This window comes from Bradyrhizobium sp. CSA112 (genome assembly GCF_029051645.1).
Classification (GTDB): Bacteria; Pseudomonadota; Alphaproteobacteria; order Rhizobiales; family Xanthobacteraceae; genus Bradyrhizobium.
Window position 1 is genome coordinate 20979 of sequence record NZ_JAACFS010000024.1, and the last position, 24064, is coordinate 45042.

The following is a 24064-nucleotide window of genomic DNA, read 5'->3' on the forward strand; positions in this document are numbered from 1 at the left end:
CCATGTCGGTGAGATACCGGTACGCCGTGGACTAACGGCAAGACATCGCAGGGAAATCATGGCCGACTTCGATCCCGCCGCGCACCGCATGGTGCCGCAACAACGCTGGTTCGAGGATTTCGTCCTCGGCGAACGCTTCGTGATCCCGAGCCGGACCCAGACCTCGGCGGTATTCGCCGCATTCCAGACGGCGAGTGGCGACACCCATCCGATCCATTACGACATCGAATATTGCCGCAGCCGCGGCATGCCGGACCTGCTCGCGCATGGTTTCCAGACGCTCGTTCACACCGCGCCGGGTGCCGGCCTGTTTCCCTACGTCGTCGAGGAATCGCTGGTCGGATTCCTCGAACAATCGAGCCGGTTCCTGAAGCCTGTCTATGCCGGCGACACGCTCTATCCCGCGCTGGAAGTGACCGAGCTCACGCCCGGCCGCAGCACCGGCGTCGTGACGCTGCGCTCGACCGTGTTCAACCAGCGCAAGGAGCTCGTGCTGGAGGGAACGCAGAAATTTTTGATTCGCCGGCGGCCGGCCTGAGCCCGAAAAACCCCGAAAATTAAGGCTTTTCGCTGATGTCGCGGGCCTTGAGGGTTGCCGCACGGCCCACCCTGCCCTAACTACAGACTGGCTCTGATTGAATCAGAACCAGTCTGTAAAGTCTTTGTTTTGACGCGTTTTCTTGACGCGAACCGGTGTCCACTTCGCTCGAAAACGCTATAGTACAAATCATGAAATTCCTTGACGAGGCAAAGGTCTATATCCGCTCCGGCGACGGCGGGAACGGCTGCGTGGCGTTCCGCCGCGAGAAGTTCATCGAGTTCGGTGGCCCCTCCGGCGGCAATGGCGGCCGTGGCGGCGACGTCATCGTCGAGGTGGTCGACGGGTTGAACACGCTGATCGACTATCGCTACCAGCAGCACTTCAAGGCGCAGAAGGGCACCAATGGCATGGGCAAGGACCGCCATGGCGCCAACGGCAAACCGACCGTTCTCAAAGTGCCGGTCGGCACGCAGATTTTCGACGAGGATCGCGAAACGCTGATCCACGACTTCACCGAGCTCGGTGAGAAATTCGTGCTCGCCGAAGGCGGCAATGGCGGCTTCGGCAACGCGCATTTCAAATCCTCGACCAACCGCGCGCCGCGCAACGCCAACCCCGGCCAGGAAGGCGAGGAACGCTGGATCTGGCTGCGGCTGAAACTGATCGCGGACGCCGGCCTCGTCGGCCTGCCCAATGCCGGCAAGTCGACCTTCCTCTCGGTCGTCAGCGCGGCCAAGCCGAAAATCGCCGACTATCCCTTCACCACGCTGCATCCGCAGCTCGGTGTCGTGAACGCGCAGGGCCGCGAATTCGTGCTTGCCGACATTCCCGGGCTGATCGAGGGCGCCCATGAAGGCGCCGGCCTCGGCGACCGCTTTCTCGGCCATGTCGAGCGCTGCCGCGTGCTGCTGCACCTGATCGATGCCACCTGCGAACATGCCGGCAAGGCCTACAAGACGGTACGGACCGAACTCGAAGCTTATGAGGGACATCTCGCCGAGAAGATCGAGATCGTCGCGCTGAACAAGATCGACGCGGTCGCGCCGGATGAGTTGAAGAAGCAGAAGGACCGGCTGAAACGCGCGGCGAAGAAGACGCCGCTTTTGCTCTCCGCCGCCACCGGCGAAGGCGTGCCCGAAGCGCTCAAGGCGCTGGTCGAGGTGATCGGCGAGGCCCCGGTTTCGCTCAAGGCCAAGGGCAGCCAGGACCCGTGGACGCCAGCGACGCCGCCGCCGCAGGGCTGATGCAAACTTAGCCTTCCCGCGGCCGCGCACTTCCAAATCACGGAACTGGCGCGTATTGCTTCCGACCACCCGCATCGCTCGACCGCATCATGAAACGCCCCGCGCTCAAAAACTTCCGCCGCATCGTCGTCAAGGTCGGCTCTTCGCTCCTGATCGACTCCAATGCGGGCGAGGTGCGCTCCGCCTGGCTGGCGGCGCTGGCGGCCGATATCGCGAAGCTGCACGGCGAGGGCCGCGACGTCCTGGTGGTCTCATCGGGCTCGATCGCGCTTGGGCGCAGCCGGCTGAAATTGCCACGCGGCCCGCTGAAGCTCGAGGAAAGCCAGGGTGCCGCCGCCGTGGGGCAAATCGCGCTGGCGCGGATCTGGTCGGAAGTGCTTGGGGCTTATGGCATCGGCGCCGGACAGATCCTGGTGACGCTGCAGGATACCGAGGAGCGCCGCCGCTATCTCAACGCCCGCTCGACCATCGCCAAATTGCTGGAATGGCGCGCGGTGCCCGTGATCAACGAAAACGACACGGTCGCCACCAACGAAATCCGCTATGGCGACAATGATCGCCTTGCCGCGCGCGTCGCCACCATGGCGAGCGCCGATCTTCTGATCCTGTTGTCCGATATCGATGGGCTCTATGATGCTCCACCCGGCGCCAATCCCAATGCAAAGCTGATTCCGATCGTCGAGTCCGTAACGTCGGAGATCGAAGGCATGGCGGGCGAGGCTGAATCCGAATTGTCGCGCGGCGGCATGTTCACCAAGATCGAGGCCGCGAAGATCGCGACGACGTCAGGCACGCACATGCTGATCGCGTCGGGCAAGATCGAGCATCCGCTGCAGGCGATCGCCGATGGCGGACGCTGCACCTGGTTCCTCACGCCGGCCAATCCCGTCACCGCGCGAAAGCGCTGGATCGCAGGTTCGCTGGAGCCGAAGGGCACACTGACCATCGATGCCGGCGCGGTCGCGGCGCTCCGCGCGGGCAAGAGCCTGCTGCCGGCCGGAGTGATCCGGATCGACGGCCAGTTCGCCCGCGGCGATGCGGTGGTGGTGCGCGGTCCCGACACCCACGAGATCGGCCGCGGCCTCGTCGCCTACGACGCCGAGGACGCCGAAAAGATCAAGGGCCGCTCGTCGCCGGACGTGATGGCGATCCTCGGCATCTCAGGCCGGGCGGAAATGATCCACCGCGATGATCTGGTGGTGGGCCCGAGCGGAGCCATTCCGGTGAAGTAGGCCAATGGCCGAGTGGCCTGTTTCCGGCATCGCCAGCCAGCCATGCCGGTTCCGGACCTCGCAAAGGCGGGATTTTCGTGCTAGGCCATGGCCTTAACTCAAGACCCGAGACCTCCGATGACCGCCCCCCTGAAGGCTATCGACGGTAACGCCGATCTGCCCGCTATGATGACCGACCTCGCCTCCCATGCGCGCGATGCCGCACGGATGCTGGCGCTGGCGCCGCCGGAGCAGAAGGACCGGGCGCTGGACGCGATCGAGCGGGCGATCCGTGCCAACGCGGCAAAGATCCTCGCGGCCAATGCCGAGGACGTCGCGGAAGTACGCGCCGGCGGCGCGACCTCGGCCTTCATCGACCGCCTGACGCTGACACAGGCGCGCATCGACGCGATGGCCGATGGCGTTGCGACCGTGCGCGGCATCCCCGATCCCGTCGGATCGGTCACCGAAAGCTGGCAGCGGCCGAACGGCATGACGATCGAGCGCGTGCGCGTGCCGCTCGGCGTCATCGGCGTGATCTTTGAAAGCCGTCCCAACGTCGCCGCCGACGCCGGCGTGCTTTGCCTGAAGTCGGGCAATGCCGTGATTCTGCGCGGCGGTTCCGATAGTTTTCGTTCCTGCCGCGCCATCCATGAAGCGCTGGTGCAGGGTCTGCGCGATGCGGGCCTGCCCGAAGCCGCGATCACGCTGGTGCCGACGCGCGACCGCTCGGCCGTCGGCCTGATGCTCGCAGGCCTTAACGGCGGCATCGACGTGATCGTGCCGCGCGGCGGCAAGAGCCTGGTGGCGCGCGTCGAGGCGGAAGCGCGCGTGCCGGTGTTTGCGCATCTCGAAGGCGTCAACCACGTCTATGTCGACGCCAGCGCCAAGCTCGACATGGCCAAATCGATCGTGCTGAACGCCAAGATGCGCCGCACCGGCGTCTGCGGCGCCGCGGAGACCCTGCTGGTCGATCGCAAAGGCGCGGCGACGAATTTGAAGCCGCTGGTCGAGCTGCTGCTCGACTCCGGCTGCGAGGTCCGCGGCGATGATGCCGTGCAGAAGATCGACACGCGGGTAAAGCCAGCGACCGACGAGGATTGGGACACCGAGTATCTCGACGCCATCATCGCCGCGCGCGTTGTCGACGGCGTCGACGCTGCGATCGCGCATATCCAGAAACACGGCTCGCGCCACACCGATGCGATCGTGGCGGAGGACGCGAGGGCAGCCGAGAAATTCCTCAGCGAGGTGGATTCGGCGATCGTGCTGCACAATGCATCGACGCAGTTCGCCGACGGCGGCGAGTTCGGCTTCGGCGCGGAAATCGGGATTGCCACCGGCAAATTCCACGCCCGCGGCCCGGTCGGCGCCGAGCAACTGACGAGCTTCAAATATCGCGTTCGCGGCAGCGGGCAGACGCGGCCGTGAACACAGCCCCGCGCACGCGGTGACCCGATTGATGCAATTGCAATCCGCGGCGCAAGCCATCCCCTTCCATACCAACGGCATGCGCATAGGCCTGCTCGGCGGCTCGTTCAATCCGCCGCATGCGGCGCATCGCGCCATCAGCCTGTTTGCGCTGAAGCGGCTGAAGCTCGATCGCGTCTGGTGGCTGCTGACGCCGGGCAATCCGCTGAAGGATGCCGGCCGGCTGCATGGCCTTTCCGAGCGCGCGCACGCCGCGCTTGAGGTCGCCGACGATCCGCGCATCGATATCAGTTGTCTCGAAGCTGTCATCGGTGTCCGCTATACCGTCGATACGATCATTCATTTGCGCCGCCGCGTTTCCGGCGTGCGCCTCGTCTGGATCATGGGCGCCGACAATCTCGCGCAGTTCCATCGCTGGAAGGACTGGCGGCGCATCGCTTCCGAGGTGCCGATCGCCGTGATCGACCGTCCGCCGCAGAGTTTCCGGGCGCTGGCCGCCCCGGCCGCCCAGGCGCTGGCGCGCTACCGCGTGCCCGAGAATCAGGCGGCCCGGCTAGCCGATCAGCAGGCACCCGCCTGGGTTTTCCTCACCGGCATGAAGCTGAACCTGTCGTCGACGGGCCTTCGGAACTCCGACGGGAGCTGGAAGGCAAAGCAGTGACAATTTGGCTCGAACAAGCACGTGGGGTTCACTGGAATATTGAAACCATTAACCCCACATGCCTAATATGGTCCGCGACGCCGGGGATTCGGCGTTCGCGATACAGTGAAAGGAATGGTCCCTGGCCACATCTGTATTGTCCAAGTCTGTTTTACCCAAGGTTCCCAGCAAGTCTGCCAAGAACGCGCGTAAAACATCGACACAAGCTGCAGCCTTGAAGGCGCAACCCGACGCCGACAAGACGCTGAATATGATCCTCTCCCGCCTCGACGATATGAAGGCGGAAGAGACGATCACCATCGACCTTCGCGGCAAATCTGCATTTTCCGACTACATGATCGTCACGTCAGGCCGGGCCAACCGGCACGTCGGCGCGATCGCGGAAAACGTCACGAAAGCCCTGAAGGAAAACGGCATCAGGAACATCCATGTCGAGGGCTTGCCCAATTGCGACTGGGTGCTGATCGATTCCGGCGATGTGGTCGTGCACGTGTTCAGACCCGAGGTGCGCGAATTCTACAATCTCGAAAGGTTGTGGGCGCAAAACCCGGCGGCGGCAGCGATCTGAACCCTCGGCCGATGCGAATCGGCTGAGGCGCATGTAATCTGCCAACGCGCGCTCAAAAGCGCGCGTGCCGGAAAGTGCACGCCAGAAACAGCATTCATGCGCCTTGTCGTGGTCTCAATCGGCCGGCTGAAGCAGGGCCCGGAGCAGGAACTGGCCGAACGCTATCGCGAGCGCTTCGAGGACATCGGCCGCAAGCTCGGCTTTCGCGGCCTGACGATTCATGAAATTCCGGAAAGCCGCGCACGCGACATGGCGACCCGGCTCGCGGAGGAAGCCGCGGCGATTGCTGCGGTGGTACCGGAGAAATCCGTGCTGGTGGCGCTTGACGAGCACGGCAAGAGCATTGACAGCCCGACCTTCGCCCGGCATCTCGGCCAGTGGCGGGATGAGGGGATGGCCAATACTATTTTCGCGATCGGCGGCGCGGACGGACTTTCGCCCGATTTGCAGCGCAAGGCTAAAATGCGCATTGCATTCGGCTCGGCGACCTGGCCGCATCAAATGGTGCGTATCATGCTTCTTGAACAGATTTACCGGGCCGCGACCATTCTGGCCGGCCACCCCTACCATCGTGCGTAGGCACGGTGACGTGAATACACAAAAACGCTGAATAGGCCGGATGCACTCGACGCGGGACATTCATTCGTACCCAGGCACCGCCGATCGCGGCGCGCGGCCGACGCCGGCCGTTTCGCTTGCCCTGATATTGCTTTCCGCAAGCTTGGCCGCGGCATCGCTGTCGCCGGCGGTAGCGCAAACCGCGGCGCCCGCACAGCAAGCGACCGCCGTTTCCCCCGACGCCATCAAGCAGCGCGAGCAGGAACTCGAGGCCACGCGCGAGCAGCAGCGGAAGGCGGCCGAACTGCAGCAAAAACTGAAGGCCGACATCGCGGCGATCGGACAGGACCGCTCCAAGCTCAACCAGCAACTGATCGACATCGCCACGCAGGTGCGCGGCGTCGAGACCCGCATCGGCGAGACCGAAGGGCGCCTGCGCCCGCTCGACAGCCGCGAGCAGCAGATCCGCGCTACGCTTGATTCACGCCGCTCCGAAATCATCGAGGTGCTGGCGGCCCTGCAGCGCGCCGGGCGGCGCACGCCGCCGGCGCTGCTGGTCCGGCCCGAGGACGCGCTGCAATCGCTGCGCACTGCCATGCTGCTCGGATCGGTCGTTCCAGAACTGCGTGGACGCGCGGAGAAACTTGCCGCCGATCTCGGCGAACTGGTGAACGTGCGCAAGACCATCGCCGCCGAGCGCGACGTGCTGGCGCGGGACCGCGACCGGCTAAAGGACGATCAGGTCAGGCTGGCCGCGCTGGTGGAAGAGCGGCAGCGCAAGCAGAGCGCGATTGAAAAGGACATGGAGGCCGAAGGCGCGCGCGCCATCAATCTGTCGAGGCAGGTCGACGGCCTGCAGGGCCTGATCGCGAAAATGGAGCAGGACCTGAAGAGCGCCGCCAAGGCGGCCGCCACCGCCAGCCTGCAGGGCGCCCCGGCTGCTCCGGGCGGCAAGCCCAATTTCGGGGCACTGAAAGATCCCGCCCGATTGAGCCCGGCGATCGCATTCGCCTCCGCCAAGGGGCTGTTCGCCTTTCCGGTCAATGGCCGCAAGATTCGCGATTTTGGCGGTTCCGACGGTTCGGGCGGCGTGGAAAAAGGCATTTCTTTGGCGACCCGGGCCGGAGCCCAGGTCACAACACCGTGTGACGGCTGGGTTGTTTACGCCGGACCCTTCCGCAGCTACGGACAACTCTTGATCCTCAATGCCGGGGGCGGGTATCATGTCCTGATCGCCGGGATGGAGCGCATTTCGGTAAACATCGGCCAGTTTGTACTTACGGGGGAGCCGGTCGCGACCATGGGGACAACGTCCCAGGTTGCATCCATTCTCGCAACGACCGCGAGCCAGCCGGTGCTCTATGTCGAGTTCCGTAAGGACGGCACTCCAATCGACTCAGGCCCATGGTGGGCCGCAAGTGAAGGCGAAAAGGTTCGCGGATGATGCGCAAGACTTCTGTAATTCTTCTCAGCGCCGCCACCGGTGCGGCTTTGACGCTCTTCGTTACGCAGCCCCATTCGGTACTGATGGGGTCGAGTGCGCGTGCCGCGGCTTCCGACACCTACCGCCAGCTCAATCTGTTCGGCGACGTGTTCGAGCGCGTGCGCAGCGACTATGTCGAGAAGCCCGACGACTCCAAGCTGGTCGAATCCGCGATCTCCGGCATGCTGACCGGCCTCGATCCGCATTCCAGCTACATGGACGCGAAGAGTTTTCGCGACATGCAGGTGCAGACCCGCGGCGAGTTCGGCGGGCTCGGCATCGAAGTCACGATGGAAGACGGCCTGATCAAGGTCGTCTCGCCGATCGACGACACGCCGGCATCGAAGGCCGGCATCATGGCCAACGACATCATCACCAATCTCGACGACGAAGCGGTGCAGGGTCTCACCCTCAACCAGGCGGTCGAGAAGATGCGCGGGCCGGTCAACACCAAGATCCGCCTCAAGATCATTCGCAAGGGCCAGGACAATCCGATTGAAGTCACGCTGGTCCGCGACAACATCCGCGTCCGCTCGGTGCGCGCGCGCGTCGAACAGGACGACATCGCCTATATCCGCATCACCACCTTCAACGAGCAGACCACCGAGGGCCTCAAGCGCGAGATCAACAACCTCTCCAGCCAGATCGGCGACAAGCTGAAGGGCTACATCATCGACATGCGCAATAATCCCGGCGGCTTGCTGGAGGAAGCGGTCACAGTCTCCGACTCCTTCCTGGAGCGCGGTGAGATCGTCTCGACCCGCGGCCGCAACGCCGAGGAAACCCAGCGCCGCGCCGCCCATACGGGCGACATCACCAAGGGCAAGCCTGTCATCGTGCTGATCAACGGTGGCTCGGCTTCGGCGTCCGAGATCGTCGCCGGCGCACTGCAAGATCACAAGCGCGCCACGCTGGTCGGCACCCGCTCGTTCGGCAAGGGCTCGGTGCAAACCATCATTCCGCTCGGCAGCGGCAACGGCGCGCTGCGGCTCACCACCGCGCGCTACTACACCCCGTCGGGCAAATCGATCCAGGCCAAGGGCATCGTGCCCGACATCGAGGTGCTGCAGGATGTGCCGGACGAATTGAAGTCCCGCACCGACACCAAGGGCGAAGCCTCGCTGCGCGGCCACCTGAAGACAAACGACGGCGACGAGAAGACCGGCTCGCAATCCTACGTGCCGCCGGACGCCAAGGACGACAAGGCGCTGAAGACCGCGGCCGACCTCTTGCACGGCATCAAGTCGACCGCGACCGCCGCGCCGGCTCCCGGCGACAAGGCCGCGATCGACAAGCCGGCCAAGGCGGCGAACTGATCCAAGCCCGTAAATTTCCGTGAAAGGGCGGCCCTCGGGCCGTCCTTTTTCGTTGCGGCTCCAAGGTCTCCCCGGCGCCGGGAAGGCGGCTTTTGGATGCGGTGCAGGCGCTCGACCCCGGCCATCGTGGTATCGTCGGCGTGGTTGATTCGGGGAGGTCTATGACAGAGACGGCCGACGAGCTGAGCACGCCGCTTGGACAGCAAACGGAGCGCCAGAAGCGCCGGTTTCGGCTGCCGTTCACTGCGATACAGGCGCTGGCAGTGCTGTTTGGCCTGTTCCTGGTCGCCTTCCTGGCGATCGCCCTGTTTACCGACAATCCGCTGGGCGGCGAGCCGGTCGTCCGCGTCGCGCTGCGCAAGCCGGCAGCGGACGAAAAGCAGCCCGCGGCGGCTTCCCGCCACACCGAACAGGCTGCGAAATCTGCATCCCACACCCCAACCGCCGACAACAAGACCGTCACCATCATCGACGGATCGAGCGGCAAGCGCCAGGACGTTGTGATCGGCGGCGATGTCGCCGACAAGGCGGGCGCGGAGCCGGCGCCGGCGATGACCGGTATCGATCCGCGCCTTTTGGAAAAGTCGCGTTACGGCATGATCCCGGTGGTTGCCGACGGTCTAAAGCCTTTCACGGTCTATGCGGCCGACGCCGACCGCACCAAGGCCGCGAAAATGCCTGTCGTCGCCATCGTCGTCGGTGGCCTCGGCGTCGGGGCCGCGAAGACGGCTGATGCCATCATGAAACTGCCGCCGGCCGTGACCCTGGCGTTCACGCCTTACGGGGCGGACCCCACCAAACTTGCCGAGCGGGCCCGCGCGCAGCGCCACGAGATCCTGCTGCAGGTTCCGATGGAGCCGTTCGACTATCCCGACAACGATCCCGGCCCGCAGACCCTGCTCACGACGCTGACGCCCGAACAGAACATCGACCGGCTGTACTGGCACCTCAGCCGGTTTCAGGGTTATGCCGGGATCGCCAATTTCATGGGTGCGCGTTTCACGGCGACCGACACCGTCATGCAGCCGATCATCCGCGAGGCGGCCAAGCGCGGCCTCGGCTATCTCGATGACGGCTCCTCGCCGCGCAGCGCTGCGCTATCCCTGACGGCGGCCCAATCGATGCCCTTCGCCAAGGCCGATTTCATCATCGATGCAGTGCCGACCTCGGCGGAGATCGACCGGACGCTGGTGAAACTGGAGACGCTCGCCAAGGAGCGTGGACTGGCCGTGGGCGTCGCCTCGGCGCTGCCGGTTTCGATCGAGCGGATTGCCGCCTGGATCAAGACTCTTGAGGCCCGCGGCATCATGCTTGTGCCATTGACAACGGCGATGCTGAAATCAAAATCAGGCTAGAGATCAACCTGATGCAGCAATCCGGGCCCGCTCGGATTGCGGCGCCCCGGGCCGGTTAGTGGGTAACTTGCTGCAGCTATAGGAGTCCTGACGGAAATGGCGCGCTACGAGGACCTGCCCTACAGGACCTGCGTCGGCATGATGCTGATCAATGCAGCCGGGCTGGTTTTCATTGGCCGGCGCGCTGGCGGCATTGAACATGTCGACGAATCCCATGTCTGGCAGATGCCGCAGGGCGGGGTCGACCCCGGCGAGGATACCTGGGAGGCCGCCAAGCGCGAGCTTTACGAGGAAACCAGCGTTCGCTCGGTGGAGAAGCTTGGCGAAGTCCCGGATTGGCTGATCTACGACATTCCACGCACGGTGGCCGGCCGCGCCTGGAAGGGCCGTTATCGCGGGCAGCGGCAGAAATGGTACGCGGTGCGTTTCACCGGCAAGGATAATGAGATCAATGTCGCAAGCCCCGGCGGCGGCGGACACAAAGCCGAATTCGTGAACTGGCGCTGGGAGCCGATGAAGAATCTCCCGAACCTGATCGTTCCGTTCAAGCGGCCGGTCTATGAGCGCGTAGTCAAGGAATTCGCCAGCCTTGCGGGCGGTTAGCATTGGCAAGTCATTCCGGGGCATGCGAAGCATGAACTACGATGTGCAAGCGCACATCGGAGAATCCCGAGATTGTCAGGTACGCAATTGCGCACCATGGTTCGCCCTGACGCGCACCCCGGAATGACGGCGACCGAGATGTCCGACAAATCCTATCGCCCCAACGTGGGAATCGCGCTGTTCAACACCTTGGGTCAGGTGCTGATCGGCCGCCGCTTCCGTGACGACGGGCCGGAAATCATTTTGCCGGGTCTGGAATGGCAGATGCCGCAGGGCGGCATCGACGCCGACGAGAACCCGCGCGATGCCGTCATGCGCGAACTCTGGGAAGAGACCGGGGCGGTCAGCGCCGAATACCTCGGCGAGACCGATTGGATGAATTACGAATTTCCGCCGTATGATGGGCCGGTCGACCATCGCCTGGTGAAATTCCGCGGCCAGCGGCAGAAATGGTTCGCATTGCGGTTCACCGGCCGCGACGACGAGATCGACCCGCTGACGGAGCGCAACGGCCAGCCGGCCGAATTCGATTCCTGGCGCTGGGAACGGCTCGACCGTGTCGCGGACCTCGTGGTGCCGTTCCGGCGCGATGTGTACCGGATGGTGGTACGGCAGTTCGCGGAATTCGCCCGCTAGATTCAATCAGACCCCTAGATCTAGACTGCGTTTGCGAGACGGCGGACGCGAGACGCTTGACAGTGGCTTGTTGCTGAATATTTTTTGCGCAAAGCGGATTGTCCGCCAAATCCACTCAGAGGAACGATAGAGCGACCGTCAAGGGATGACGAAGATGATCGACGAAAGACTGGCCCGTTTGCGTACGCATCGCGACAATATCGACCGTTATCGCCGGCTTCTTAAAACCAGGCTGACAGAGCTTGAACAGCAGTACATCGAAAATCGGCTCTCCGAAGAACAGTCGGCTCTGGAAAGACTCGCTGCCTCTACATTTCCGCTCACTTCCCAGGCCCCGGAACAGCATTCTCACAGACCGGAGCCGCCGATCTCGTCGGCGGCCTGAGATGTCCGTTGCCGCGCGCCGCTCGTCGACCGATCCAGGCAAGGCCGGGAATAACCGGCGTGACCCAATGTTTGTCTGACATGAAGGACGTAACCGTAACCAAGCGCCGCCGGAGTTGGGAATGGCGGGTAACAGACGAGAACGGCAGACCGATCATGAGCGGCCGAGAACGTAGCCGGCCGGCCGCCCGCTATCAGGGTTACCGAACCTTGTTCATGCTGCTCGCCATCGGCCAAAGGCCGAATGAAATGCAGGCTCTGCGCGGGAGCCGCATCGGGCAAACGGTTGCGCGCGACCGGCCTCACCCAGTCGTGCGAACGGCGCCTTCGGCGTCGGCGGGACCGGGATCGGGCGGCGTCACGCCCGACTAAGCATCCGAACACCGGCATGATGCGCGACCCAAAAATTTGACCCAACGGTCTTGAAACTTTTCGATCGATCTCTAATTCGATTTCTGCCGCCGACAGCGGTGCCGGATGCCAGCCTGGGTCCGGTGAGTTTGAGTGGGCGCCGGACGGTGTCCGACGCTCCTTCGTATCCATCTTGCTCTTAGGAGGACTTGGCTATGAGGACCTTTGACTTCTCGCCCCTGTGGCGCTCCACGATCGGTTTCGATCATCTGGCTGAGTTGCTGGACAGCAGCTTGCGACAATCCGCCGACGACAATTATCCGCCCTACAATGTCGAACGTTGCGGCGAAGACGCCTACCGGATTTCGCTGGCGGTTGCCGGTTTCGGCATGGACGACATTGCCGTCACCGCAGAACGCGACACGCTGATCATCGAGGGCAAGAAGCCCGACGCCGAACAACACGAGTACCTGTACCACGGCATCGCGGCCCGGCCGTTCCGGCGGGTGTTCAACCTCGCCGACTATGTGCAGGTCAGGCAGGCCTCGTTCAAGGATGGTCTGCTGATCGTCGATCTGGTTCGCGAAGTGCCTGACTCGATGAAGCCGCGGCGTATCCCGATCGGGACCGCCGATGCTTCCCGCCAGATCGAACAGAAGGCGGCTTGAGCCACTTCGGCAAGAAAGGCCTGGCGCGCGGATTACCGACTGCGCACGGGCCATGAACTGTCGACATGCAGAAATCTCTATAGGAGGACACTATGGCTTTTCGCGATTTGATCCCATGGTCGAGAAATCAGGAGCTTGCGCCGCCGCGTGACAGCTTCGATCCCTTCTTCACCCTGCACCGGGAGATGAATCGGCTGTTCGACGATGTCTTCCGCGGATTCGGGGCGCCCGCACGCTTCGGCAGTCCGCTGATGGAAGGTCGCTTCGGATGGCCGAGCATCGAACTCAAGGAAAACGACAAGGAGCTGACCGTGTCGGCTGAGCTGCCCGGGCTGACGGAAAAGGACGTTCAGGTCGAGATCGCCAACGGCGTTCTGACCCTGCGCGGCGAGAAGAAGTCCGAGCGAACCGATAATGGTGGCCGATACTTCACCGAGCGCTATTACGGTTCGTTCGAGCGGCGGATCCCGCTCGACGGCGTCGAGGAAGACAAGGCCGACGCCAAATTCCATGACGGCGTCCTGACGATTACGCTGCCGAAATCCGAACAGGCCCGCTCTGCCGTCAAGCGCATCCCCATCAGCAACCAATGACGGCAATGGCGGCGGCGTCAAAACGCCGCCGCCAACCTATGAACGTCCGAACGTCTCACTGGAAAGGAGAGTAGGGAGACCGATCGATGAGCGAGGCCGATTTGAATGCCGCTGAACTCCCGCTATTTCATCCTGCCGCCCATTACAATTCCCCCGACGACGTCTTGAACGACCCAGAACTTTCCGATCCCGAGAAGCGAGTCATCCTGTCGTCTTGGGCGTCGGACATGTTTGCAGTCGACCCCTGCCCGGGCCTGCGTGACATTCCGGGCATGAACCATGCTCTCCGCCTCGCTGACATTCTCGCTGCGCTGCGCCAGCTCGATGGCGATGACGATCTACCGCGCGAGGAAATCTCCGGCGATGGCAGCGACCGCGCCCGGCAGCCGACAAGGAGAGGCTTTCATCATGCTGGCACCTTCCATTCCAGTCATTCTAGCTATCGCTTGGCTCAACCAGGAAGCCGCATGGTTGGCGGCTTCCTGGCTGGTCGTGCAGCGGAACGATTCACTGCAAGGCACATCCTGATCCGAGCTGTGATCCCTCGATGAGAAAGCTCGTGAACCGACTTGTTGCGATCGCGCTGGCGAGCGTGCTCGGCGCCGGCATTTTGGCAACTCCGGCCTCGGGACAGATTCCGAGCCTTCGAACCGGCAACACCGTGCCGACGCTGGCGCCGCTGGTTCGTGAGGTCACCCCGGCCGTGGTCAACATCGCCGTCCACGGCAAGATCCGTCAGGACAACCCGCTCTATCGAGATCCGCTCTTCCGGGAGTTTTTTGACGTCCCGAAACAACTCGAGAAGGAAATCAACGCGACCGGGTCAGGCGTCATCGTCGACGCGCAGAAGGGCTATGTCCTGACCAACAACCACGTTGTCGATCAAATCGCCTCCGTTCAGATCAAGACCAAGGACGGCCGGCAATTTTCGGCGAAAGTTATCGGCCGCGACCCCGCCACAGACATTGCGTTATTGCGGATTCAGTCTCCCGCTGGATTGAAGGCGATTACGTTCGGCGACAGCGAAGCGCTCGAAGTCGGTGATTTCGTTCTCGCCATCGGCAACCCCTTCGGTCTCGGTCAGACCGTGACCTCGGGCCTGGTTAGCGCGCTTGGCCGCACCGGGCTTGGCAAGCAGGGCTATGAGGATTTCATCCAGACCGACGCGGCGATCAATCCCGGCAATTCCGGCGGCGCGCTGGTCAACCTCAAAGGAGAACTGATCGGCATCAATTCGGCGATCATTTCGCCCGCTGGCGGCAATGTCGGCATCGGCTTTGCGATCCCCGTCAACATGGCACGGCGCGTGATGGAGCAGATCGTTGAGAAAGGCCGCGTCGAGCGTGGCCGGATCGGCATCTCCTTGCGCGAACTAAGTCCCACCGCTGACGGTGGCCGCAGTGAGGGCGCGCGGATTGCCGAGGTCAGTCCCGGCTCCCCCGCGGAACTGGCCGGGCTGCGCAAGGGCGACATCGTGCTGAAAGCCGATGACCGTCCGATCCATTCTGCCGCGCAACTGCGAAACCGGATCGGCCTGGCGCGGATCGGTGAGCAGGTTCGATTGACCGTCGAGCGTTCGGGCGCGCCTCAAATCGTCACCGTTGCCGTGGGGCCGGCCTCGGAAGCAAACAGCGATCACAGCTCCGCCCAGCGACGATAGCTTGCGGACGGCGCGAGAAATGCTGCCACCAAAAGCTCAGCGCCCGCCCCAGAGTGGCGAGCGCTGGCTTGATCTGGGCCTTCAATATGCCCCGGAGCAGTACCCCGGGGCCTAGTGCATAGCCGTGGCGTTGAGTTCGTGCTGGATGCTCTTGAAGTGGTCCAGCCGCTCGATGGCATGATCGAGCTCGGAGCCTTCTTTCTCGGCCAACTTGGCTTCCATCTCGGCGATGGTCTCGGCGAACTGTGCACGGTCGACGTCGGCGATCGAGGTAGCGACGTCGGCGAGCACGGTGAGGCCGTTGCCCGACATTTCGGCAAGGCCACCGAGCACGATGACCTTCTGGTGCGCGCCGCCATTGGTGATGGTCAGGATGCCCGGGCGAACCGCCGCCACGACCGGTGCATGCCCGGAGAGAACGCCGAAATCGCCTTCCACGCCGGGGACGTCAACCTGATCGACTTCGCCGGAGAAGGCGAGCTTTTCGGGAGAAACGAGATCGAAGTGGAACGTGGCCATGGTCTTTCCGTTCTTTCCGCTGTCACCCGCGGGCCTGACCCGCGACTCCATCAAGAGAAATCTTCTTGGCGCTGGATTGCCGGGTCAAGCCCGGCAATGACGAAGTAACTTAGGCTGCTTCAGCAGCCAGCTTCTTGCCCTTCTCGACGGCTTCTTCGATGGTGCCAACCATGTAGAAGGCCGCTTCCGGCAGATGGTCGTACTTGCCTTCGCAGATCGCGCGGAAGCCCTTGATGGTGTCGGCGAGGTCGACGAACTTGCCGGGCGAGCCCGTGAAGACTTCGGCGACGTGGAACGGCTGCGACAGGAAGCGCTCGATCTTGCGCGCGCGCGCCACCGCGATCTTGTCCTCTTCGGACAGTTCGTCCATGCCCAGAATGGCGATGATGTCCTGCAGCGACTTGTACTTCTGCAGCACCTGCTGAACCATGCGCGCGGTGTTGTAGTGATCCTCGCCGACAACGAGCGGGGAGAGCATGCGCGAGGTCGAGTCGAGCGGATCCACCGCCGGGTAAATGCCCTTTTCCGAGATCGCGCGGTTCAACACCGTGGTCGCGTCCAGATGGGCGAACGAGGTTGCGGGCGCCGGGTCGGTCAAGTCGTCGGCCGGCACGTAGATCGCCTGCACCGAGGTGATCGAACCCTTGTGCGTCGTGGTGATGCGCTCCTGCAGCGCGCCCATGTCGGTGGCGAGCGTCGGCTGATAACCCACCGCCGAAGGAATACGGCCCAGAAGCGCCGACACTTCGGAGCCGGCCTGGGTGAAGCGGAAGATGTTGTCGACGAAGAACAGCACGTCCTGGCCCTGGTCGCGGAAGTGCTCGGCAACCGTCAGACCGGTGAGGCCGACGCGGGCGCGCGCGCCCGGGGGTTCGTTCATCTGGCCGAACACCAGAGCGCATTTGGACTTCACGCTCGGATCGGGATTCTTCGGATCGGCGTTGACCTTGGATTCGATGAACTCGTGATAGAGGTCGTTGCCTTCTCGGGTACGCTCGCCGACGCCGGCGAACACCGAGTAACCACCATGGGCCTTGGCGACGTTGTTGATCAACTCCTGAATCAGAACGGTCTTGCCGACGCCGGCGCCGCCGAACAGGCCAATCTTGCCGCCCTTGGCGTAAGGCGCCAGCAGGTCGACGACCTTGATGCCGGTGACGAGAATTTCAGCTTCTGTAGACTGATCGGTATAGGTCGGCGCTTCCTGATGGATCGCGCGCACGCCTTCCGAAGCCACAGGGCCGGCTTCATCGATCGGCTCGCCGATGACGTTGATGATGCGGCCGAGCGTTCCGGCACCGACCGGCACCATGATCGGGTTGCCGGTGTCGGTGACTTCCTGGCCGCGGACCAGACCCTCGGTGGTGTCCATCGCGATGGTACGCACCGTGGATTCGCCGAGATGCTGCGCCACTTCGAGCACCAGACGGTTGCCGCCGTTCTTGGTCTCGATCGCGTTCAGAATGGCGGGCAGATATCCCTCGAACTGCACGTCGACGACGGCGCCCATGACTTGGGTGACACGACCGGTCTGGTTAGCTGCTGTGGCCATGAATTGCTCTCCTTCGAAATTCTATACTTGAACGACCGTCGGTTGGTTCGTGCGCTAGACCGCAGCCTCGGCGCCGGAGATGATCTCGATCAACTCCTTGGTGATCTGGGCTTGACGGGTTCGGTTGTAGACCAGGGTTTGCTTGCGGATCATTTCGCCGGCGTTGCGGGTGGCGTTGTCCATCGCGCTCATCTGCGCGCCGTAGAAAGAGGCGTTGTTTTCGAGCAACGCACGGAAGATCTGCACCGCGAGATTGCGCGGCAGCAGGCGCGTCAGAATCTCGTCTTCTTCCGGCTCGTATTCGTAAGACGTGGGCGGGCCGGCATTGGCGGCGGGCGCCTCCACCACCAGCGGAATAATCTGCTGGGCGGTCGGGATCTGCGAGATCACGGATTTGAAGCGCGAATAGAACAGTGTGCAGACGTCGAACTCGCCGGCATCGAAGCGCGCCAGAACCTTTTTTGCGATGTCTTCGGCATTGACGAAGCCGAGCTGGCGAACCGAGCGCAGGTCGACATGCTCGACGATGTTCTTCTCAAAGGTGCGGCGGAGCTGCTCGTAGCCCTTGCGGCCGACACAGAAAATCTTGACCTCTTTGCCCTGGCTAAGCAGCGACAGCGCACGCTCGCGCGCCAGACGCACGATCGACGAGTTGAAGGCGCCGGACAAGCCGCGCTCGCCGGTGCAGACCAGCAAGAGATGCACCTGATCCCTGCCGGTGCCGGCCAGCAGCGGCGGTGCGCCGGGCGAACCGGCGGCGGCATTGGCGATGTTGGAGATCACCGCATCCATCTTTTCGGCGTAGGGCCGCGCCGCTTCGGCGGCGGTCTGCGCGCGGCGCAGCTTTGACGCCGCCACCATCTGCATAGCCTTGGTGATCTTCTGCGTCGCCTTGGTGGAGGCGATGCGGACCCGCATATCTTTCAGTGAAGCCATTCTTAGTTCACCCCGGCGATCAGGTCCTTGGTGACCCGACCGCAAGCCACTCTTTCGTCAGGCCCGGCTGTGTGCCGGGCCACGACGGCAAATCAAGCAAACGTCTTGGAAAAGCCCTCGACCACCGTCTTCAGCTTGCCGGCAGTGTCGTCGCTGAGATCGCGGCTTTCGCGGATGCTGTTGAGGATCTCGACGTGCTTGCCTCGCAGCAGCGACAGCAGTCCGTCCTCGTACCCGCGCACCTTGGCGACCGGCAGCGGATCGAGGTAGCCGTTGGTGCCGGCCCAGATCACGCAGACCTGCTCTTCCATCTTCAGCGGCGAGAACTGCGGCTGCTTCAGAAGTTCGGTCAGGCGCGAGCCGCGGTTGAGCAGGCGCTGGGTCGAGGCGTCGAGGTCGGAGCCGAACTGCGCAAACGCCGCCATTTCGCGGTACTGCGCCAGCTCACCCTTGATCTTGCCGGCGACCTTTTTCATCGCCTTGGTCTGCGCCGATGATCCGACGCGCGACACCGACAGACCGACGTTCACCGCGGGACGGATGCCCTGGAAGAACAGGTCGGTTTCGAGGAAGATCTGGCCATCGGTAATCGAAATCACGTTGGTCGGGATGTAGGCCGACACGTCGTTGGCCTGGGTTTCGATGACCGGCAGCGCCGTCAGCGAGCCCGAACCGTGCTCGTCGTTCAGCTTCGCCGCGCGCTCGAGCAGGCGGGAATGCAGATAGAACACGTCGCCCGGATAGGCTTCGCGGCCCGGCGGACGGCGCAGCAACAGCGACATCTGGCGGTAGGCGACGGCTTGCTTGGACAGATCGTCATAGATGATGACGGCGTGCATGCCGTTGTCGCGGAAATATTCGCCCATGGTGCAGCCGGTGAACGGTGCGATGTACTGCATCGGCGCCGGATCGGACGCGGTGGCAGCGACGACGATCGAATATTCCAGCGCGCCCTGCTCCTCGAGCACCTTGACGAACTGGGCGACGGTCGAACGCTTCTGGCCGATCGCGACGTAGACGCAATACAGCTTGATCTTCTCATCGCCGGTCGCGTTGAGCGGCTTCTGGTTCAGGATGGCGTCGAGCGCGATCGCGGTCTTGCCGGTCTGGCGGTCGCCGATGATCAGCTCACGCTGGCCGCGGCCGATCGGGATCAGCGCATCGATCGCCTTGAGGCCGGTCGCCATCGGCTCGTTGACCGATTTGCGCGGAATGATGCCGGGCGCCTTGACGTCGATGCGCATGCGCTTGTCGGCCTGGATCGGGCCCTTGCCGTCAATCGGATTGCCGAGCGCGTCGACCACGCGGCCGAGCAGCCCCTTGCCGACCGGCGTGTCGACGATCGCGCGGGTGCGCTTGACGGTCTGGCCTTCCTTAATTTCACGGTCGGCGCCGAAGATCACGATACCGACGTTATCGGTCTCCAGGTTCAGCGCCATGCCGCGAGTGCCGTTCTCGAACTCGACCATTTCACCGGCCTGGACGTTGTCCAGACCGTAGACGCGGGCGATACCGTCACCGACGGACAGCACCTGCCCGACTTCGGTGACCTCAGCCTCCTGGCCGAAATTCTTGATCTGGTCCTTGAGGATCGCGGAAATTTCCGCGGCGCGGATGTCCATCAGCCTGCCTCTTTCATCGCGTGCTTGATCGAATTGAGTTTGGTGCGAAGCGAACTATCCACCATGCGGCTGCCGAGCTTGACCACCAGGCCGCCGATAATGGAGGGATCGACTTTCACGTTGAGCGCGACGTCCTTGCCCGTCACCGATTTCAGTGCGGTCTTCAGCGCGTCGAGATTCTTGTCATTGAGCTGTTCGGCGACGGTGACGTCGGCGGTTGCCTCGCCCTTGAACTTCGCCACCAGCGCACGGAAGGCGCGGATCACATCGGCGACGGCGAACAGCCGGCGATTGGCGGTCAGCACTTTAAGGAATTTGGCGGAGGTGCCGGTAATTCCGGCCTTGTCGAGCACGGCATTGAGCGCCTTTGCCTGTGCATCTGCCGAGAAGACCGGGCTGCGGACGAGGCGCCTGAGATCGGCGCTCTCGTTCAGCATGGCCTCGAATTTATCGAGATCGGCCTTTACCGCGTCGACGGATTTCTCGTCGCGCGCCAACTCGAACAAGGCCGTAGCATAACGGCCGGACACTCCCGAAACGGACGGATCTTCAGCAGCCACAGACTCGCTCTTTTTTGCTGTCAAACTCGCAAGGGAAAAACCGTCGCCACGGGTAGCGGCGCCTAGCGATCCAAGCCCTTGGAATTCAAGCGGGACTTCGATTTTCGACCGGCACGAGAGGTGCCGGGATCGTTAAAATCGCGGCTTTGCTAACATAGCAAGCGCGCAGGTGCAACATGACCGCGCATGCAGGCGATGCCTTGTCGCGCGTCAATTTTCAGGCCCGGTCGAAGCAGCTTGATGGGGGATCAGCGCGCCGGAATTTCGACTCCGGCGGTTGCAGGCGATCTGGGGCGGTCTCCGACCAGCCGATTCGTTCCATCCGTATTTGCATGGCCGCTATGACCGCTAGCGTTCGGAACGAATCGGGCGGCTCGCCTCCATTTGATCATTACTTGCGCAAATCTTTACTCGATGTGTGATGACTGTATTGTTAAGTAATAGGAAGTATTGGATCGGTTAAAAATCTATTAACGCGCAAGATTACGGAATATCGTTCGACGGTAACAAGATATGTAAGCGCGATACATTCCCGATTTACTGCCCAATTCATGCCTCATTGCCTCATCAAACGGCCCCCTGAAGTTGGGACGGGGGTTCCATTTGTCACGTATGTGGCAAATACTATCTGAGGGACTAGTTTAATGTTGCATATCAATAATGCGGTACTGGGAACTCTAACCCGGTCGCGAACGGCGCTCGCGTTGATCGCCGCAACTCTTCTGGTCGGTGGCAGCGTCTCCGAGGCTTCCGCCAAATCCAGGCATCACCGCCACCATTCCCATCACGCCCACGCTCACAAGGCCAAGAGCAGCAATTGGCTGGACGCCAATGCCTCAACCGGCCCTTCGGGCGGGCGCAGCTTCGCGGGAAGGGCGTCCTTTTACGGCAATGAATCCGGCAGCAAGACCGCCTCCGGTCAGCGCTTCAACCAGAACGCCATGACGGCGGCCCACCGCTCGCTGCCGTTCGGCACCAAGCTCCGGGTGACCCATCGCGGCCAGAGCGTCGTCGTCACGATCAATGACCGTGGTCCCTTCATCAAGGGCCGCGTGCTCGACCTGTCCACGGGTGCCGCCCGCGCCATCGGCCTGACCGGTGCCGGCGTCGGCCACGTCACCGCCGAGCTCATGTAAGCGTTGCGTTGCGTAACCGCCTGCGGAACTTTCCGCGGCAACAAGGGCCTGCCGTCGCAAATGACGGCAGGCTTTTTTGTGTTTGCTCCGTCATTCCGGGACGCGCCACTTGGCGCGGGCCCGGAATCCATTTCACTGCATGCACCTGCTGCACGATGGATTCCGGGCTCGCGACTTCGTCGCGCCCCGGAATGACGGCTCATAAAAAGCTCTGCGGATCGACATCGACCTCGAGCTTGAGATTGCCCTTGGTCTTCGGCCCGGCCGCAAGCCATTCGCGCAAATATTCCGATAGATCGACATTACGCAGCGACTTCACCAGCAGGCGGAACCGGTAGCGGCCCTTGATGACCGCGAGTGGCGCCTCGGCGGGGCCGAGCACCTGGATGCGCTCGTCGATCGGCGCGACAGCGGCAAGCCGGCGCGCAAAACCTTCAGCGGTCGGGCGATCACCGGCGGAGATGATCAGGCTGGCGAGCCGGCCGAACGGCGGATACCCGGTGCGCTCGCGCGCGTCGATCTCGCTGGCATAGAACGCTTCGCGATCGCTTGCGACCAAGGCCTTCATCACGGGATGTTCGGGCTGATGGGTCTGCAGATAGCCGACGCCGCGGCCCTGATCGCGGCCGGCGCGGCCGATCACCTGGTTGAGCAACTGGAACGTCCGCTCGGCGGCGCGCGGGTCGCCATTACCGAGGCCGAGATCGGCATCGACGACGCCGACCAGATTGAGCCGCGGAAAGTTATGCCCCTTCGCCACCAGTTGCGTGCCGATGATGATGTCGACGCGGCCTTCCGCGATTTCGTTCAGCTCGCTGCGCATGGTCTCGATCGAGGTGATCAGGTCGCTCGACAGCACCATGGTGCGCGCATTCGGGAACAGCGAAGCCGCCTCCTCCTGCAGCCGCTCGACGCCCGGACCGACCGCGACCAGCGATTCCTCGGCCTGGCAATGCGGACAGATGTTCGGGCGCGGCATCGAGAAGCCGCAATGGTGACAGACCAGCCGCTGGCGAAAGCGATGATCCACCAGCCAGGCGTCGCAGATCGTGCACGCAAAACGATGGCCGCAAGCCCGGCACAAAGTCAGCGGCGCGTAGCCGCGGCGGTTGAGAAACAGCAGCGCCTGCTCGCGCTTCTCGATCGCGAACTGAATCTGCCCGGCGAGCGGCGGCGAAATGAAGCGACCGCGCGGCGGCGGGGCGCGGCGCAGATCGATCGCCTCGATATGCGGCATGTGCTGGCCACCGAAGCGCGACGGCAGCGCGACGCGCTGATAGCGACCCTTGCGCGCGTTGACTTCGGTTTCGACCGACGGCGTCGCGGACGCCAGTACGATCGGAATTTTGGCGATATGCGCGCGCACTACCGCCATATCGCGGGCGTGGTAATGCGCGCCGTCATCCTGCTTGTAGGCCTGGTCGTGCTCCTCATCGACGATGATCAGGCCCAAATCCGCATAGGGCAGAAACAGCGCCGAGCGCGCGCCGACCACGACCGGCGCTTCGCCTGCCGATATCGCAGCCCAATTGCGCTGCCGCGTGCGCGGCGTCAGTTCGGAGTGCCATTCCAAAGGACGCACGCCGAAGCGCTGGGCGAAGCGGTCGAGGAATTGCCCGGTGAGCGCGATCTCCGGCATCAGGATCAGCGTTTGCTTTCCGCGGCGGATGATTTCGGCAATCGCCTCGAAATAGACTTCCGTCTTGCCCGAACCGGTAACGCCGTCGAGCAGCGCGACGTGGAAAGAGCCGTTGGCGGCGAGCGCCCGCATCGCATCGACTGCCGTGCGCTGCTGGCTGGAAAATTCCGGCTGCGCGAAAGCTGGATCGGGCGCCGGCGGCGCGAGCGGCGGCGGCATTGCCTCGACGGCAAGCGTCCCCTCATCGACCAGGCCGTCGATCACGCCGGCGCTGACACCGGCTTCCCGCGCCGCCTCGGACTTGCCGTGCAGCAGTCCGTCCGACAGCACCTCGATCAGCCGCCGCCGCGCCGGCGTCAAGCGCCGCGGCGGTTCGCCGACCAGCCGCACGCCGAGGCGCATCCGCTCGGGCCCGAGATTTTCGCCCATCCGCAACGCCATGCGCAGCACCATGCCGCGCGCCGAGAGCGTGTAAGTGGCAACCCAATCGACGAGGCTGCGCAGTTCCTGCTTTAGCGGCGGCACATCGAGCTTTTCGCCGACATCCTTCAGGCGGTTGTGCAGGCGCGGATCGGGATTGGCGTTCTCCGCCCACACCACGGCCACCACTTCGCGCGGACCGAGCGGCACGCAGACGACGTCGCCGGGCTTCAGCTCCATGCCGCGCGGCACGCGGTAGGAATAGTTCTGATTGAGCGCGACCGGCACCAGCACGTCGACGACGCGGGTCGCCGATGCGGAGGAGTAGGATTCGCGGGTGGCGTGGTCCATCAGGGAATCAGGCTTGAGGTGTCCAGGGTAAGGCTAGCGCCGCGCCGCCAAGTTAGCGAACGGTAA

Annotated in this window: 25 protein-coding genes; 19 read left to right on the plus strand and 6 right to left on the minus strand. The window is 63.4% G+C overall.

Going from position 1 to position 24064, the window contains the following annotated elements:
• The first annotated feature begins 58 nt into the window (after positions 1-58).
• The 18 genes from GWE18_RS29025 (at position 59) to GWE18_RS29110 (ending at position 15263) form a co-directional block, all read left to right on the plus strand.
• Complete coding sequence (locus GWE18_RS29025; protein WP_275189139.1) at positions 59-538, plus strand: MaoC family dehydratase; 480 nt, start codon at positions 59-61, stop codon at positions 536-538.
• Between the two features lie 191 nt (positions 539-729).
• Positions 730-1785: a GTPase ObgE gene (obgE, locus tag GWE18_RS29030; protein ID WP_275189140.1), complete on the plus strand. Its 1056-nt coding sequence runs from the start codon at positions 730-732 to the stop codon at positions 1783-1785.
• 89 nt (positions 1786-1874) lie between these two features.
• Positions 1875-3017, plus strand: a complete 1143-nt coding sequence (gene proB, locus GWE18_RS29035) for a glutamate 5-kinase (RefSeq protein ID WP_275189141.1) — start codon at positions 1875-1877, stop codon at positions 3015-3017.
• Between the two features lie 117 nt (positions 3018-3134).
• Positions 3135-4427, plus strand: coding sequence for a glutamate-5-semialdehyde dehydrogenase (locus tag GWE18_RS29040; protein WP_275189143.1), 1293 nt, complete (start codon positions 3135-3137; stop codon positions 4425-4427).
• Between the two features lie 31 nt (positions 4428-4458).
• Entirely contained in the window at positions 4459-5088 is a 630-nt protein-coding gene (locus GWE18_RS29045) for a nicotinate-nucleotide adenylyltransferase (RefSeq protein ID WP_275189144.1), read from the plus strand.
• A 214-nt stretch (positions 5089-5302) separates the two neighbouring features.
• On the plus strand, positions 5303-5656 hold the full coding sequence (gene rsfS / locus GWE18_RS29050) for a ribosome silencing factor (RefSeq protein ID WP_275189145.1): 354 nt from the start codon (positions 5303-5305) through the stop codon (positions 5654-5656).
• A 96-nt stretch (positions 5657-5752) separates the two neighbouring features.
• A complete protein-coding gene (gene rlmH, locus GWE18_RS29055) occupies positions 5753-6235 on the plus strand; it encodes a 23S rRNA (pseudouridine(1915)-N(3))-methyltransferase RlmH (RefSeq protein ID WP_275189146.1) in 483 nt (160 codons plus the stop codon).
• A gap of 40 nt (positions 6236-6275) precedes the next feature.
• Positions 6276-7658, plus strand: coding sequence for a peptidoglycan DD-metalloendopeptidase family protein (locus GWE18_RS29060; protein WP_275189147.1), 1383 nt, complete (start codon positions 6276-6278; stop codon positions 7656-7658).
• On the plus strand, positions 7655-9013 hold the full coding sequence (locus tag GWE18_RS29065; RefSeq protein ID WP_275189148.1) for a S41 family peptidase: 1359 nt from the start codon (positions 7655-7657) through the stop codon (positions 9011-9013). The genes GWE18_RS29060 and GWE18_RS29065 overlap by 4 nt, the downstream gene beginning before the upstream one ends.
• Positions 9014-9174: 161 nt before the next feature.
• A complete protein-coding gene (locus GWE18_RS29070; RefSeq protein WP_275189149.1) occupies positions 9175-10368 on the plus strand; it encodes a divergent polysaccharide deacetylase family protein in 1194 nt (397 codons plus the stop codon).
• 96 nt (positions 10369-10464) lie between these two features.
• Positions 10465-10971: an RNA pyrophosphohydrolase gene (locus GWE18_RS29075; protein ID WP_275189150.1), complete on the plus strand. Its 507-nt coding sequence runs from the start codon at positions 10465-10467 to the stop codon at positions 10969-10971.
• 138 nt (positions 10972-11109) lie between these two features.
• Positions 11110-11607, plus strand: coding sequence for an RNA pyrophosphohydrolase (locus tag GWE18_RS29080; protein ID WP_275189240.1), 498 nt, complete (start codon positions 11110-11112; stop codon positions 11605-11607).
• 154 nt (positions 11608-11761) lie between these two features.
• On the plus strand, positions 11762-11992 hold the full coding sequence (locus GWE18_RS29085) for a hypothetical protein (RefSeq protein WP_275189152.1): 231 nt from the start codon (positions 11762-11764) through the stop codon (positions 11990-11992).
• A gap of 155 nt (positions 11993-12147) precedes the next feature.
• Positions 12148-12363, plus strand: coding sequence for a hypothetical protein (locus GWE18_RS29090; protein ID WP_275189153.1), 216 nt, complete (start codon positions 12148-12150; stop codon positions 12361-12363).
• A gap of 194 nt (positions 12364-12557) precedes the next feature.
• On the plus strand, positions 12558-13010 hold the full coding sequence (locus GWE18_RS29095) for an Hsp20 family protein (protein WP_275189154.1): 453 nt from the start codon (positions 12558-12560) through the stop codon (positions 13008-13010).
• Positions 13011-13102: 92 nt separating this feature from the next.
• A complete protein-coding gene (locus GWE18_RS29100) occupies positions 13103-13603 on the plus strand; it encodes an Hsp20/alpha crystallin family protein (protein ID WP_275189155.1) in 501 nt (166 codons plus the stop codon).
• An 86-nt stretch (positions 13604-13689) separates the two neighbouring features.
• Positions 13690-14154 (plus strand): hypothetical protein, encoded by a 465-nt coding sequence (locus tag GWE18_RS42360; RefSeq protein WP_342804306.1) that lies wholly within the window; start codon positions 13690-13692, stop codon positions 14152-14154.
• Positions 14151-15263, plus strand: a complete 1113-nt coding sequence (locus GWE18_RS29110; protein ID WP_275189156.1) for a trypsin-like peptidase domain-containing protein — start codon at positions 14151-14153, stop codon at positions 15261-15263. The genes GWE18_RS42360 and GWE18_RS29110 overlap by 4 nt, the downstream gene beginning before the upstream one ends.
• A gap of 111 nt (positions 15264-15374) precedes the next feature.
• Here GWE18_RS29110 and GWE18_RS29115 read toward each other — a convergent pair whose 3' ends face one another.
• The 5 genes from GWE18_RS29115 to GWE18_RS29135 all read right to left on the minus strand — a co-directional run bounded on the left by GWE18_RS29115 (position 15375) and on the right by GWE18_RS29135 (position 20452).
• Positions 15375-15782 carry a F0F1 ATP synthase subunit epsilon gene (locus GWE18_RS29115; RefSeq protein ID WP_275189157.1) on the minus strand — a complete coding sequence of 136 codons (408 nt, stop codon included), beginning with the start codon at positions 15780-15782 and terminating at the stop codon, positions 15375-15377.
• Between the two features lie 109 nt (positions 15783-15891).
• Positions 15892-17334, minus strand: a complete 1443-nt coding sequence (atpD, locus tag GWE18_RS29120; protein WP_275189158.1) for a F0F1 ATP synthase subunit beta — start codon at positions 17332-17334, stop codon at positions 15892-15894.
• A 54-nt stretch (positions 17335-17388) separates the two neighbouring features.
• The gene (locus GWE18_RS29125) at positions 17389-18270 is read right to left on the minus strand and encodes a F0F1 ATP synthase subunit gamma (RefSeq protein WP_275189159.1); all 882 of its coding nucleotides are present in this window, start codon (positions 18268-18270) and stop codon (positions 17389-17391) included.
• 92 nt (positions 18271-18362) lie between these two features.
• Positions 18363-19892 (minus strand): F0F1 ATP synthase subunit alpha, encoded by a 1530-nt coding sequence (gene atpA, locus GWE18_RS29130; protein ID WP_057854785.1) that lies wholly within the window; start codon positions 19890-19892, stop codon positions 18363-18365.
• A complete protein-coding gene (locus tag GWE18_RS29135) occupies positions 19892-20452 on the minus strand; it encodes a F0F1 ATP synthase subunit delta (protein ID WP_275189161.1) in 561 nt (186 codons plus the stop codon). The genes atpA and GWE18_RS29135 overlap by 1 nt, the downstream gene beginning before the upstream one ends.
• A 644-nt stretch (positions 20453-21096) precedes the next feature.
• Between GWE18_RS29135 and GWE18_RS29140 the strand changes: the two genes are divergently transcribed.
• A complete protein-coding gene (locus GWE18_RS29140) occupies positions 21097-21588 on the plus strand; it encodes a septal ring lytic transglycosylase RlpA family protein (RefSeq protein WP_275189162.1) in 492 nt (163 codons plus the stop codon).
• 199 nt (positions 21589-21787) lie between these two features.
• Here GWE18_RS29140 and GWE18_RS29145 read toward each other — a convergent pair whose 3' ends face one another.
• On the minus strand, positions 21788-23998 hold the full coding sequence (locus GWE18_RS29145; protein ID WP_275189163.1) for a primosomal protein N': 2211 nt from the start codon (positions 23996-23998) through the stop codon (positions 21788-21790).
• Between the last annotated feature and the right edge of the window lie 66 nt (positions 23999-24064).

Bases quoted from the DNA above. Each gene is read 5' to 3' on its own strand.
- GWE18_RS29140 (WP_275189162.1), top strand. From the start codon at position 21,097: ATGTTGCATATCAATAATGCGGTACTGGGAACTCTAACCCGGTCGCGA.
- GWE18_RS29025 (WP_275189139.1), top strand. From the start codon at position 59: ATGGCCGACTTCGATCCCGCCGCGCACCGCATGGTGCCGCAACAACGC.
- GWE18_RS29095 (WP_275189154.1), top strand. From the start codon at position 12,558: ATGAGGACCTTTGACTTCTCGCCCCTGTGGCGCTCCACGATCGGTTTC.
- GWE18_RS42360 (WP_342804306.1), top strand. From the start codon at position 13,690: ATGAGCGAGGCCGATTTGAATGCCGCTGAACTCCCGCTATTTCATCCT.
- GWE18_RS29070 (WP_275189149.1), top strand. From the start codon at position 9,175: ATGACAGAGACGGCCGACGAGCTGAGCACGCCGCTTGGACAGCAAACG.
- GWE18_RS29110 (WP_275189156.1), top strand. From the start codon at position 14,151: ATGAGAAAGCTCGTGAACCGACTTGTTGCGATCGCGCTGGCGAGCGTG.
- GWE18_RS29060 (WP_275189147.1), top strand. From the start codon at position 6,276: ATGCACTCGACGCGGGACATTCATTCGTACCCAGGCACCGCCGATCGC.
- rlmH (WP_275189146.1), top strand. From the start codon at position 5,753: ATGCGCCTTGTCGTGGTCTCAATCGGCCGGCTGAAGCAGGGCCCGGAG.
- GWE18_RS29040 (WP_275189143.1), top strand. From the start codon at position 3,135: ATGACCGCCCCCCTGAAGGCTATCGACGGTAACGCCGATCTGCCCGCT.
- GWE18_RS29080 (WP_275189240.1), top strand. From the start codon at position 11,110: ATGTCCGACAAATCCTATCGCCCCAACGTGGGAATCGCGCTGTTCAAC.
- GWE18_RS29100 (WP_275189155.1), top strand. From the start codon at position 13,103: ATGGCTTTTCGCGATTTGATCCCATGGTCGAGAAATCAGGAGCTTGCG.
- GWE18_RS29065 (WP_275189148.1), top strand. From the start codon at position 7,655: ATGATGCGCAAGACTTCTGTAATTCTTCTCAGCGCCGCCACCGGTGCG.
- atpA (WP_057854785.1), bottom strand. From the start codon at position 19,892: ATGGACATCCGCGCCGCGGAAATTTCCGCGATCCTCAAGGACCAGATC.
- GWE18_RS29090 (WP_275189153.1), top strand. From the start codon at position 12,148: ATGAGCGGCCGAGAACGTAGCCGGCCGGCCGCCCGCTATCAGGGTTAC.
- obgE (WP_275189140.1), top strand. From the start codon at position 730: ATGAAATTCCTTGACGAGGCAAAGGTCTATATCCGCTCCGGCGACGGC.
- proB (WP_275189141.1), top strand. From the start codon at position 1,875: ATGAAACGCCCCGCGCTCAAAAACTTCCGCCGCATCGTCGTCAAGGTC.
- GWE18_RS29075 (WP_275189150.1), top strand. From the start codon at position 10,465: ATGGCGCGCTACGAGGACCTGCCCTACAGGACCTGCGTCGGCATGATG.
- GWE18_RS29145 (WP_275189163.1), bottom strand. From the start codon at position 23,998: ATGGACCACGCCACCCGCGAATCCTACTCCTCCGCATCGGCGACCCGC.
- atpD (WP_275189158.1), bottom strand. From the start codon at position 17,334: ATGGCCACAGCAGCTAACCAGACCGGTCGTGTCACCCAAGTCATGGGC.
- GWE18_RS29085 (WP_275189152.1), top strand. From the start codon at position 11,762: ATGATCGACGAAAGACTGGCCCGTTTGCGTACGCATCGCGACAATATC.
- GWE18_RS29115 (WP_275189157.1), bottom strand. From the start codon at position 15,782: ATGGCCACGTTCCACTTCGATCTCGTTTCTCCCGAAAAGCTCGCCTTC.
- GWE18_RS29125 (WP_275189159.1), bottom strand. From the start codon at position 18,270: ATGGCTTCACTGAAAGATATGCGGGTCCGCATCGCCTCCACCAAGGCG.
- GWE18_RS29045 (WP_275189144.1), top strand. From the start codon at position 4,459: ATGCAATTGCAATCCGCGGCGCAAGCCATCCCCTTCCATACCAACGGC.